Source organism: Moorena sp. SIO3I6, from assembly GCF_010672095.1.
Map to the genome: position 1 here is coordinate 1 of NZ_JAAHHU010000160.1, position 12,275 is coordinate 12,275.

At 44.1% G+C, this 12,275-nt stretch carries 10 protein-coding genes; 3 read left to right on the top strand and 7 right to left on the bottom strand.

Annotation, left to right across the window (positions count from 1 at the left end):
- The first annotated feature begins 141 nt into the window (after positions 1 to 141).
- On the top strand, positions 142 to 1,113 hold the full coding sequence (locus F6K49_RS28860; RefSeq protein WP_293102171.1) for a cation:proton antiporter: 972 nt from the start codon (positions 142 to 144) through the stop codon (positions 1,111 to 1,113).
- On the opposite strand, the gene F6K49_RS28865 is transcribed toward F6K49_RS28860, so the two are convergent.
- From F6K49_RS28865 to F6K49_RS28885, 5 genes are all read right to left on the bottom strand, one after another.
- Positions 1,046 to 1,189, bottom strand: coding sequence for a hypothetical protein (locus F6K49_RS28865; protein ID WP_293019357.1), 144 nt, complete (start codon positions 1,187 to 1,189; stop codon positions 1,046 to 1,048). The two genes, F6K49_RS28860 and F6K49_RS28865, sit on opposite strands and share 68 nt — an antisense overlap.
- A gap of 229 nt (positions 1,190 to 1,418) precedes the next feature.
- Positions 1,419 to 3,560: an endonuclease/exonuclease/phosphatase family protein gene (locus F6K49_RS28870; RefSeq protein WP_293102162.1), complete on the bottom strand. Its 2,142-nt coding sequence runs from the start codon at positions 3,558 to 3,560 to the stop codon at positions 1,419 to 1,421.
- A 672-nt stretch (positions 3,561 to 4,232) separates the two neighbouring features.
- On the bottom strand, positions 4,233 to 4,811 hold the full coding sequence (locus F6K49_RS28875) for a hypothetical protein (protein WP_293102165.1): 579 nt from the start codon (positions 4,809 to 4,811) through the stop codon (positions 4,233 to 4,235).
- Positions 4,812 to 4,941: 130 nt separating this feature from the next.
- A complete protein-coding gene (locus F6K49_RS28880) occupies positions 4,942 to 6,462 on the bottom strand; it encodes a reverse transcriptase domain-containing protein (RefSeq protein ID WP_293029059.1) in 1,521 nt (506 codons plus the stop codon).
- Between the two features lie 538 nt (positions 6,463 to 7,000).
- Entirely contained in the window at positions 7,001 to 7,396 is a 396-nt protein-coding gene (locus F6K49_RS28885; protein WP_365940481.1) for a hypothetical protein, read from the bottom strand.
- A gap of 225 nt (positions 7,397 to 7,621) precedes the next feature.
- Here F6K49_RS28885 and F6K49_RS28890 point away from each other — a divergent pair, with 225 nt between their 5' ends.
- Positions 7,622 to 8,224, top strand: coding sequence for a Uma2 family endonuclease (locus F6K49_RS28890; protein ID WP_293029056.1), 603 nt, complete (start codon positions 7,622 to 7,624; stop codon positions 8,222 to 8,224).
- A gap of 168 nt (positions 8,225 to 8,392) precedes the next feature.
- A complete protein-coding gene (gene dnaG / locus F6K49_RS28895) occupies positions 8,393 to 10,351 on the top strand; it encodes a DNA primase (protein ID WP_293102168.1) in 1,959 nt (652 codons plus the stop codon).
- A gap of 26 nt (positions 10,352 to 10,377) precedes the next feature.
- On the opposite strand, the gene F6K49_RS28900 is transcribed toward dnaG, so the two are convergent.
- Positions 10,378 to 11,235: an ion channel gene (locus F6K49_RS28900; protein WP_293036504.1), complete on the bottom strand. Its 858-nt coding sequence runs from the start codon at positions 11,233 to 11,235 to the stop codon at positions 10,378 to 10,380.
- Between the two features lie 77 nt (positions 11,236 to 11,312).
- Positions 11,313 to 12,068, bottom strand: coding sequence for a hypothetical protein (locus F6K49_RS28905; protein ID WP_293073427.1), 756 nt, complete (start codon positions 12,066 to 12,068; stop codon positions 11,313 to 11,315).
- Between the last annotated feature and the right edge of the window lie 207 nt (positions 12,069 to 12,275).

Here is a 12,275-nt window from a genome sequence, read left to right on the forward strand (position 1 = left end):
GTAGAATACAGGTAACATTGTCAATAGGTAGGTCTTGTTGAACAAAAGAGACCTATCTTTTTTTTAGCACAAAATGGTGAAAGCTTTACATTTAAAGCTTTTCAGGCTATTTCGTCACCCCTTCAGCTACCGCTGACAATTATCCTAGGAACAATTTTGGCAGTACTGTTGCTTGGAGGTAGGTTAGAATTCTGGGAAGCAGCAGCCTTGGCAACAATTCTGGCTCCCACTGATGCGGCTTTAGGACAAGCGGTGGTCAGCAGTTCTCGTGTTCCGATTTGTATTCGTCAATCCCTCAATGTTGAAAGTGGTTTGAATGATGGTATTTGCTTACCAATTCTATTAATTTTCCTCTCCTTAGCTGGAACAATGGAAGGAACGGGAACAGCAAGCTTTTGGTTTCGCTTTGCTGCGATGCAAGTGATTCTAGGGCCAATCGTTGGGGTAGCAGTTGGCTATATTGGCGGTTGGTTGGTGTCACAGAGTGTTCGCCGCAAGTGGATTACTCATAGTTTTGAAGATTTATCGGTATTAGGACTGTCCTTATGCGCTTATGCGATCGCAGAATTAGTGGGGGGCAATGGTTTTATTGCCGCCTTTTGTGCTGGCTTAACCCTAGGGAATACAGCTCCATCAATTTGTGATTGTTTATATGAGTTTGGAGAAGCAGAGGGACAGTTGCTGGTGCTGCTGATTTTTATGATTTATGGGTCAATGATGGTGTTTCCTGCTCTGGATGAGGTGAATTGGCAGATGGGATTGTACGCCGTTGCTACTCTGACCATTGCTCGGATGGTAGGGGTTGCTATTAGCGTGATTGGTATGAAGTTGCGTTGGTATACTATCTTATTTCTGGGCTGGTTTGGACCGAGGGGAGTGGCTTCAATATTGTATGGTTTACTAATTTTAGAGGGGGATGGAATTCAGGGTAGTGAAGTGATGTTTAGCACTATGGTAGTAACTGTGTTGATCAGTGTGTTTGCTCATGGTTTAACGGCTTTTCCAGGAGCTAACTGGTATGGTAAGCACATGGCAAGATTTAAAGCTACCCATGACATGCCAGAATTGATGCCACGGTCGGAAATGCCTGTTCGTTTGTCTTGGCGTAAATGATAGGGAGTAGGGAGTAGGGAGTAGGGAGTAGGGAGTCGGGAGTAGGCAAGCTAGCAATAGTTTTGGAACTTTGCAAGAGGTCTTCTGAGTAGACTAGTAATCCTAACAGTAGCCGAAGTTATTGTAGCCCTTGAGAAGCACCGAAAATCAGCTAAATAACGTTAAACATTATTTGGAACAGGATAAAGATTATTCAACCAAATAACCTTCAACCTTCAACCAAATAACCTTCAACCAAATAACCTTCAACTTGCTAACCTCCAACCTCACAACCTTCAACCTTGAAAATCAAACATAATTCTAGATTATAACACAAAATTACTAGCATCATGGAGCTCAACAACATCAACATCTTCGAGAACCAGAAATATCTGACTTCCATCTGAATTAGTATTTAAAGAAGGAAACGAAAAATCGTGTTCTAATTCCCTGAAAACCCCTTGATAATTGCTGGCATCCGAGCCATCTTTGTTAAACAAAACAACAGCACTATTGTCCTGTGAACCAAAACTCAGAAAGCCCCGATTAATCGCATCTGCATAATTAGCAACTGTAATTCCGTTATTATTAAATAACTCAGTAAGAACAATTTTGTCACTTCCCACTTCAAAGTCGGTGATCTGATCGCCAGCATCTCGGTGTGAAGTGTAGACAAACTGATCATTACCACCACCACCAGTGAGCAAATCTCGAGCTTGGAAACCAGTGATAATGTCATTGTTATCAGTACCAGTCAGCTGATCACTACCTGCGGTGCCATTGATAATAGTTGGCTCAGGTAAGGTAAAGCGAGCCAAAATTGGGTCATGGTCGCTAGCTTGGTCAGCAAACTCACTGTTGACGTGGACAATGTCATACTCAGCACGAGCATTAACTAGGTTATCACTGACTAAAATGTGGTCAAGTGCCTGAGAGTTCCCTTCAAAAATAAATGTGTAACGCTCATCCTCTGGTAACGTTTCCGTCAGATTGGTCAGCACTGAATTGTGAGCTCCCTTAAGAGTTTCCAGTGGTTTTTCAAAATCAAACGTATTGAAGTCTCCGAGCACTACCACATTGGCATCAGGGTCATTAGTCAGAATGGTATCGACGAAATCGTTAAGGATTTGAGCTTGTTGATTCCGTTTCTCCTCCTGACCGTTGTGTGGTGGTTGATTCTCACCAAAGAGAGGGTCACTACCACCCTTGGAAGAGAAGTGATTATTAATAACAGAGATGGTTTCACCGTTAAACTCAAACTCCGTCAACAAAGACTTGCGGGTATTATCGAAAGCCGTCTCACCAACACCAATACGTTGAGCAGAATCAGTGTTGATGGTAACTCGGTTAGGGTTGTAGAGGTAACCGACGCGGATATTACCACCAGGTTGACCCCCATCCTGACCGTCCACAGGGGGGATATCAAAGAAGGAGTACTGAGGTCCACCAGTAGCAACTATGGCATTAATCAGAGTTTCGTAGGTTTCCCTAGCATCCACATTACCATTGTCTATAGTTCCGTTATTGTCTTGAACCTCTTGCAGAGCAATGATATCCGGGGATTGGAGATTATTGATAACTTGAAATGCGATCGCATTAAATTTACCATCACCGATATCATCATCCCCATCTTGACTATTGGGGTCGAGGTTTTCGACATTGAAGCTAGCAATCGTAACTTGATTTGCACTACTGACTAAATTCGTTATCTCTGGGGTTAGGTTACCGGATGTAGCACGAATTGGTTCAGTAGACTGGAGTTCAAAGTTACCGAAACTGTAGCTAAGTACCCCTGTTACAGTACCGAGCTCGTCACCGACATTAACTATAGGAGAGGTGCCATTCAATAGAGTGTCATCAATCTGAATTCGTTCTGGATTGAAGTCACCGTCACTAATGGTAATGCCACCACGATTATTAACACCAGTAGGATTGACATCACCTGGAACCGTCCAAATTTCACCAAACCTATTAGTGGGAGCAACCGCTACAGCATTATTGATTTGCACCCGCATCCCTTCTAGGCTTTCGTAAAAGTCGATGCTATCAGTAGCTTCATTGAAGTCAGTTAAACCATCATCATCAATAATTTCTGTAGGTACTGTACGGTCTTCACCGATAACCACTGCAGTAGGTAAAGGGTTGTTCGATGATAAGACCCTAATATTAGTCAGGTTAGTAATTTCAGTCAGGGTTAAGTCATCGGAACGGTTACTACGCCGAAATTCTTGGACATCACCACTCACTTGCACCTCGTCACGGATTTTGACCGTAGGAGTAGAATTAGTAAAGACAAAAATTCCATCTGAGGTGGCATCATTATTATCTCCATAAGGGTCTTGTAGGTAGAAGCCGTTGCTCGCTACCCCAGTCACAATACCTGTAGTGGTGACAGACTGACCAACAAATGGTGAGATATGACCTTCACCTTGGATGTCGTATATGGGACGTATGATTCGATTTGTCATATACCTACGTTTCTCTTTAGCACTCACTAGTAATTTCAGGTTTTTGTCTTGGTTTTAAAACCAACGAATCTTTAGCTATTAACTATCAGCTGTCAGCGGTCACCTATCAGCTATCAGCGAATGTATGCAATCCCTGATCAATAAATAGAGTCGAAACTTTATATAGTCTGTAGAGATGTTATGTATAAGGTCTCTACAGAGGCTTTTTTTCGTGAGCAATGCTTGATTTAATTACCTATATTGCTTCTATTCTGTTTTATTTATTAAAATAAAATGCAATAATAAATATTAACTATCAAAAAATAAAGTAAGCAGCTACTTATGATGTTACTTGATATTAGTTAATATTTGGTGATTATTTTGTTTGTTTACTAGATTTTTATTTATCTAGCAAGACTTTGAAAAAAATTAATTGAATCAGGAAGAGATAGCAGTTGACAAGTTACTTTGAAATGGTTATACAGATACACTCTAGCTGTAATAATTCAGGGATCAGCTTCTAAACAGTCAGCTTTTAAATCAAGCGATGCAGCGCGGTCTTGGGGGTTTCCCCCACTCGCTATTGCATCAAGACAGACAAACATAGGCATTTAGCCCTGGGACGAGTACATGAGTGATTATGGAAAACCCTCAAGAAGCTGAACGCTGACCCCTTAATGCTTACAGTTGGTATCAATCAGATAGACTCTTTCCAAACCTCTCCAACAGTTCCTCACGGGACAAGTTGGACAGGTTAAGCAACACTTGAGTACGCTCTGTGATCGGCAACTGCATCAAAGGCTCAATTGTCCGGGATAATTCGAGATCAACACGGCCAAACCGCCCTGCCAGTAGATTCTCTACCATCAGGCGCTGTCCCTCTAAATTGCCTTGTTCCCGGCCTTGTTCCCGGCCTTGTTCCCGGCCTTGTTCCCGGCCTTGTTCCCGGCCTTGTTCCCGGCCTTGTTCCCGGCCTTGTTCCCGGCCTTGTTCTAAGGTTTCTTCTCGCCAACGCAAATAAGCTGGTGATAAATTCATAATTAACTCCCTGTCGTCTTCAGTTAAATCTTCACTTTCTTCTATTTTGATGCGCCAGTTGGCCAGAATCTCTAAGATGTTGCCCCGTAAAGGGTGTCCAACTGGCAGTGCCACCAATTCCTTAATGGCTTGCTCCTGAGTGCGATTGCGTCCCAAAAGTCTCAACCAGAGGGTTTCTTCCGTAACCGGTAGCTGGTTAATGGCCACCAGGGCTGTCTTGAACAACTCAGGCAAAAAATAGACTCCTTCCACCCAATTCCCTGAATCATCAAGTTTGGCGGCAAAACATTAGAGTCGATGCCCGGTATTACCCGGGGCACCTCTCCTTCAAATCCGTACGTGCGACTTTCGCCGCATACGGCTCCTAGATATCCTGGTCTTTCGACCTGCTCCCGTGAATATATTGGTGACAACTTTGGTGAACAGCCATGAGGTTGTTTTTCTTCCAGTTGTGATGATTCCCATCAATGTGGTGCAGGTGGATCCTTTCCTCATCGGTGAATTTCAATCCGCAATATCCACAGGAATGGTTTTGCTTCTTCAAGGCTTTGGCGGTAGCATCGGAGTAGAGCTGTGAGTTTCTCTGACTCCAATAGACTAAGTCTCCATCATAAGGGGACTTAGTCCCTTTCACCATTACGTGTTTATTCTGTTCATACCCAACTGCGGGGAATCCTTTCTTGCATAATTCACTGGCCTGATACCTATCCACCTTCTTTTCGCTACGGAACTTCCGGTGGGCAGTGTTATTCATAAACCATAAACTATCTCGGGAACTGCTCATATCGCAGTATTTGTGGTAATTCCTCCATCCACGTACGATGGGGGCTAACTTCTTTGCCTTGATTTTTGCACCATAATTCGAACTGTTGACTATGGCCTTGATTTTCCTACGGATAGCTCTATGATTCTCCATTGAAGGAGTACATTGGAACTTTCCATTTTGTTTGACACGCATGTGCCACCCAAGGAAGTCGAATCCATCCGTCGTTTTGGTTATCTTGGTCTTTTCTTCACTAATTTCCATTTCTCGTTCGGCTAAAAAGGCTTTGATTTTGTTTAGAACCTTTTCAGCGTCGTCTTTTGGCTTGAGGAATATGACCATATCATCCGCGTATCGGACACTAGGGTGAATATCCTCTATTCCGTCAAGTGCGATGTTGGCTAAAAGTGGGCTGACTACTCCTCCCTGTGGGGTTCCTTGCTCAGGAAATTTCAGGTCAACTCCGGCCTTAAGACACCGGAATATCCCAGTCTTCAAACTTGCTGGCGCAATTAACCTGTCCATTATGGACTTGTGGGAGATGCGGTCAAAACACTTCTTAATGTCCAACTCTATGACTCTCTTGGTGATGCCTTTAGCTCGTGTACTCAGGTTCTGAAACACGTATTTCTGGGCATCGTGGGCACTTCTACCGGTTCTGAACCCGTAGCTGCGGGCGTGGAACGTGGCTTCATGTGCTGGTTCGAGGGCAAACTTGGCTAAACATTGCCATGCTCTATCTGCGATTGTTGGTATCTTGAGTATCCTAATTTTCCCGTTTTTCTTGGGAATCGGGATTTCTCGTAAACCGGAATGGTACCAGTTCAACGCGTTTCCTTTCATAATCTCAAGTATTTCTAACCTTTCCTCGTAGTTCAGTGCAGTCTTTCCGTCGATACCGGCGGTTTTCTTGCCCTGATTGAGCTGTGTCACTTGACGGATGGCCAAAAGCTGTGCTGATCGAGATTTCAGAATCAGTTTCTGTAGAGACCGAGCTTTCCTCAAGTCACCAGCTTGAACCGCTTTATACACGCGCCTCTGTAGGCGGAAGAGGGTTTTACGGAATTGCTTCCAGTTTTGTCCCTTCCAGAGGTCACTAGATTTTGGTCTGTGTCTACCCATACTCTCCTAAGGTTTGTGTATTCTGAATACCCGTGCCCAGTTTTGAGCACATCTTACCCGATGGTGGGGATTAGGCTTGGCATAGCTTACCGAAGTTACGACCGTTCTTCAGACCCTTGTGTTTTGCCATCGTTTTTACTCGTTCCATCTTCCAGATTATTTTGATGATTTAGGGCAGTCCACTTTGCCTATCCTCTCCTCGGAGTTTGCGGTTACTTGAATGCGATGCCGTGAGAAATGCGAGGATGAAGTCCACATTTGTTGTTCAGATTGTGGCTTACCTATTAGACACTTTTCTAGAACTTGTTTACCCATGTCATCTCCCCATTAGCGGCAGTGTGGTTAATCTGATTCACCTCTGATTCCGCCCTGTTGCCAGCTTCACTCTGATGAAATGCCGTTCATCTCAGTGTGGCCAGATAGGGAGTCACTTGTCTCCTCAAGGGGTGGGTTTTCACCACCATCCGGAAGATAGTTAGGATTTTCGGGATTTTCCCGCGAATCCCCTAGCTCATACCCCTCTAGTCTCTAGAGGCTCCTAGCTAGAACGAGCCGCACCATTCAATAGGTTGCTTGAACAAGAAGGAGACAGAATCCATAAACAGGGCAAGTCAGTTTCACTGACAGAATTTTTCTCTCGTCGTGCCTGGCGCTGCAGCTCACCGTAGAGGGCAAACAACTTCAGCAGACAATTACGCACCGCCATGATCCCGATGGCATTCCGGAACGGTTCTAACAAACAGGCAGTTGATACCATCTGACCGAGCAATCCTAAAACCTGGGGTGGTGTGGAGACCGAAGGTGTTGGTAGAAACCAAATATCCACTTGGCGTACTTCACTGGTTACTTCGCGGCTGATTTGCACCTCACCGTGAGGTGTTAACAACTCCGTTAAATACTGTTTCGCAAATTGGTCGTGTGGCTGTCGGGTCATTCATCCTAATTGTTTGGGGATAGTATTAGTAGCCTTTCATCGATCAACTGGCTAAAAACAGATCCCATGGATCTTGACTTTTTGACCAAGACCTGAAACAGCATTTTGTGTCAAGTCTTGCCAACAGCTGTCATACTGAAATGGCACTAAACCTTAGAAGCACTCTGGGCGCTCCCCTTAGAATAGAAAAAACTCCGCACAGTGCTCGAAGCCAGGTAATTAGTCATGACAGTAGCCACCACACCTGTTGATACCAGTCCAATTGTGCTGAGGATGCCCCCAGCACTGGCTATGGATGATGACCAGTTTTTTGAATTTTGTCAGATTAACCGGGAATTAAGCATTGAACGCACATCGGCAGGGGAAATCATTATTATGTCTCCAACGGGGGGAGTAACAGGAAACCGAAATTTCAAACTAATTCAACAGCTTGCCAACTGGACGGATGACGACGGTACAGGCATTGGCTTTGATTCCTCTACTGGTTTCAAGCTTCCCAATGGTGCAGAACGTTCCCCTGATGCTGCGTGGATTAAGCTAGAGCGTTGGGATACCATTCCAACTCAGAAACAAGAAAGGTTTGCTCCCATCTGTCCTGATTTTGTGGTGGAGTTACGCTCTCCTAGTGACAAGCTAGAAACCTTGCAAAATAAAATGACCGAGTATATCGATAATGGGGCAAAGCTGGGCTGGCTGATAGACCGCAAGCATCAACGGGTTTATGTTTATCGTCCTGGAGTGGAAACCGAACGGTTAGACAATCCTGCTACTGTTAGCGGTGAGGCAGTTTTGCCTGGTTTTGTGCTAAAGCTCTCGAAAATCTGGTAAGGGTCTTAATAGAATGCGCGAATTTAGAATGCGCGAATTTAGAATTACATTCTTCATTATTTGATCACAAAACCTTTTCCCTATGCATCCCCCCTGCTTCACGCTACTCGGGGGAATTCCGCGAGTTTTGTTAAAAACACCCTGTTGATTGTAAGCAAGAATCGAGCAATGAACATTCCACGGCTACACCCAAACACTATTGAAGCAGTTAAGGAACGGTCTGACATTGTGGATGTCATCTCGGAGCATGTGGTATTGCGCAAGCGTGGCAAAGACCATGTCGGTCTGTGCCCTTTCCATGAGGAAAAAACTCCCAGTTTCACTGTCAGTCCCTCTAAACAACTGTATTACTGCTTCGGCTGCCAAGCTGGAGGGAATGCGATTAAATTCCTGATGGAGATTGGCAAGCACTCCTTCTCAGATGTGGTGCTGGATTTGGCACAGCGCTACCAGGTGCCAGTCCAAACCCTCCAACCGGAACAGCGGGAGCAATTACAACGGCAACTTTCTCTACAAGAGCAACTCTACGAGATTCTGGCCTTAGCCACAGCTTTCTATCAACATGCCCTCAGACAACCCCAAGGACAGCAGGCCCTAGAGTACTTGCGCGGTAAAAGGGGTCTGAGTGAGGAAACTATCATTACTTTCGAGCTAGGGTATGCTCCAGCTAGTTGGCAAACCATTTACCGCTATCTGGTGGAACACAAACGGAAGCCAGTGAAGCTAGTTGAGCAAGCGGGATTGATTAAGCCTAGGGACAATGGTGGGTATTATGATGGCTTTCGCGATCGCATTATGATTCCCATCCACGACACCCAAGGTCGAGTGATTGGCTTTGGTGGTAGAAGTCTTGGGGATGAGCAACCGAAATACCTCAACTCTCCAGAAACTCCCCTGTTTGATAAAAGTAAAACCCTTTTTGCCCTAGATAAAGCTCGTAATTCCATTACCAAGCAAGACCAAGCTGTAGTGGTGGAGGGATATTTTGATGCGATCGCACTCCATGCCGCAGGAATTACTAATATAGTCGCCTCCCTTGGTACCGCTTTTAGTTTAGATCAAGTCCGGCAACTATCGCGCTATACTGAATCCAAGCAAATTGTGCTCAACTTTGATGCGGATGCTGCTGGTACTAATGCTGCCCAAAGAGCCATTGGAGAAATTGCTAACCTAGCTTACCAAGGACTTGTCCAATTACGGGTACTCAACCTACCGGATGGCAAAGATGCTGATGAATTCCTCAAATCCGCTCCTGACGCTACGGAAAAATACCAACAACTGTTGCTCAATGCTCCCTTGTGGTTAGATTGGCAGATTAATCAACTCCTGATTGGCAAAGACCTCCAACAAGCCGATCAATTTCAGCAAGTCGCCCAAGCTATGGTTAAGTTACTCAAGCAACTGGAGGACATCAACCAGCTCACTTATTATATTAACTACTGTGCTCAAATTCTCAGTCAAGGACAAGGGAAACTAGTATCTTTATACATAGAAAATTTACAAACTCAACTCCAAAAACCCCTTAGAGCTGCCTTTAAGAAATCACCACCTCGGTTAAAGAAACCGAAACAACAGGGTAATCAAGAATCAAACCTACCGGTTGGTAAAGAGCGCATCCTGTTAGAGCGAGCCGAAGCCTTACTGTTACGGATTTATTTACACTGTCCTGACTATCGACAAACAATTATTGATACTCTAGACCAGCGAGATTTACTCTTTAGTCTCTCTCACCATCGATTCTTGTGGCAACAAATTATTGAACTCCAAGGGATAGGCACACAATTTTACACTACCACCCCTGAACAGCTAATCTCCCGTTTACAAGACCGCAGTTTACAATTTCCTAGGGAAATGACTCAAGTCGCTCATCTATTTCATCTTGACGAAACCTGTACAGAAGATATTTTGCGAGCCCCGATGGTAATACAGGCAGCAGCAGCTTCTCTAGAAATAGTAGCTTTGGAAAAACATCGGCGCTATTGTTTAGAGCAATGGCAAAAAATTGACCTTAGTAATGATTGGCAAGGTAAGCAATACTATTGGCAGGAATGTCAAGATGCTAATCGCAGGCTGATCGAATTAGAGAAGATACGTCAGGTCGGTATTTCCGACCTATTAACTATGTAGCAGTTCTCAAACGCTATAAATTGCTATTACTTAACATCATGAAAGTGGCTATAATCAATAATTCTACTGCCGTCTGATTTCCTATCAAACATATCTACAAAACGCCTATCCCACAAAATTTCTGATGCGGTGTAGGAGTGACGACTGTGAATAGTCTGGGAAACCGTTTCATCAATACCAACTAGGGTGATAATAAGTGTGGCTTCCATTTCAGCGAGAGACTCTGGTGTTTCCCCATATAAAGGACTACTTTCATCAATTGGATGCATAACTGTCCAAGTTAGAGCAAAGCTAGGGGTTTGGCTACGCAACAGTTTCAGGTCGTAGAATCGACGCATGGATTCCCCTTCTAAGGTGACTTCATTGCGTAGCAAACTTACCCTGAGCTGAGCTTCCAAAATCCGATTATCCCGTTCATTGGCAGCGCGGAACATGAGGGTAGTTACTCCATTATGGGGCGCAATCACTGCCCTACGACTGAAGATGACTCTGGCAGTAGGGCGAGAGAAGCGGGCAAACATTAGTCCCGTTGCCATGGCTAGGGCCATCAAACCCACTAGAGCTTCTATGGTAACAATGATATTAGCATAGGAAGTCACGGGATACATCGCACCATAACCAATGGATGCCATGGTCTGAACGCTGAAGAAAAAGACATCGAAGAAAGCACCTGGACGGGCATTTTCAATACAATTTCCTCCCGCTAGGTACAATAGGGCAAAGACAATGTTTATGGCTAAATAACAAACCGCAATTAGCCCGAAAAACATTGGCCAATTAACGGTCAGCATTATATGATAAGGGTCACGCCAATAGTTATGGGATGACCCTTTTATAATTACATCTAATTGTCGTCTAGGTCTAGTCCGTTGAGCGATGCGCATCTTAGTTAGTTTAAACTGGTTAATAGCAATTTTTATTGGAAATTTTACCGTAAGCTATTAGCTTATGCGCTACGGATTTATTCAGTTACTTGACCACGGACTAATGCCCATCCTGTCGTAACCTGACCGTAAGCCCAGGTAGCGTAGGGAGCTATACATAACTTAATTAACCAGGGTATCACCATGATTGCGCTAAATATCATCAGCCCCAATACCTTGATCCCGATTTTATGAATTCCGTTCACCAACTCCTGGACTCCTGCTAGAATTTTTTGGGAATCTTCTCTAAGGGCATCGAGGTTAGGAATACCGCTGACAATAGTATTCAAAACCTTAAGTATTTCCAAATTATCCTTTAACACTGCCTTGACCTGTTGCAAACCAACCACTTGTACTTCAAACCCAGGAATAGTAGGCATATCCACTGAAACCTCTTTCATCTCGATATTGACCTTAGGAGGAAATCCACTCCCCAAGTTGACATCTGGTTTCACCGGAAGATTAACATCTGGGATGCCAAGATCAGGCAAACTCACTCCTGTAGGAATCTGTTCAACTATCTCTAAGGCTTCTTGCACCTCTGCCTTTACTGTTTTGATGGGTTCTATGATATTAGCAATGTCTTCTTTGGCTTTTTGAGTACTTTCCTTCACCTCCACTAGGGTGTTATTGATTTCCACTAAAGGGCCACTTACTAAACTCTTGATGTCATGTAAAATTGTTAAAAAAGTAATCAAAAATACCACTACTAGGATAATCGGTATTAAGGCATAGATAATCATAACTATACCATTAAGTCTTTGCCTTAAACCACTGCTTTGATCAACTCTCATCTTCTTACCTCTAGTCAATTAATCACGTTGTCTGACTAAGAAAGTATCTTAAATGTTCCTCGATTAGATATTAAGTTTTAAAGAGCGAGTGGTGCGTTACACCGACGGGCTGTGCCAACACTGGCTACCGATAAAATCAGGGCGAGCCCGTCTTATCACGCACCCTACCAACTTTTGCCTCTTGCCTTTTGCCTCTTGCCCCAAGAC

Coding starts and splice junctions, on each gene's coding strand:
- dnaG (WP_293102168.1), top strand. CDS start 8,393: ATGAACATTCCACGGCTACACCCAAACACTATTGAAGCAGTTAAGGAA.
- F6K49_RS28870 (WP_293102162.1), bottom strand. CDS start 3,560: ATGACAAATCGAATCATACGTCCCATATACGACATCCAAGGTGAAGGT.
- F6K49_RS28885 (WP_365940481.1), bottom strand. CDS start 7,396: ATGACCCGACAGCCACACGACCAATTTGCGAAACAGTATTTAACGGAG.
- F6K49_RS28890 (WP_293029056.1), top strand. CDS start 7,622: ATGACAGTAGCCACCACACCTGTTGATACCAGTCCAATTGTGCTGAGG.
- F6K49_RS28905 (WP_293073427.1), bottom strand. CDS start 12,068: ATGAGAGTTGATCAAAGCAGTGGTTTAAGGCAAAGACTTAATGGTATA.
- F6K49_RS28880 (WP_293029059.1), bottom strand. CDS start 6,462: ATGGGTAGACACAGACCAAAATCTAGTGACCTCTGGAAGGGACAAAAC.
- F6K49_RS28900 (WP_293036504.1), bottom strand. CDS start 11,235: ATGCGCATCGCTCAACGGACTAGACCTAGACGACAATTAGATGTAATT.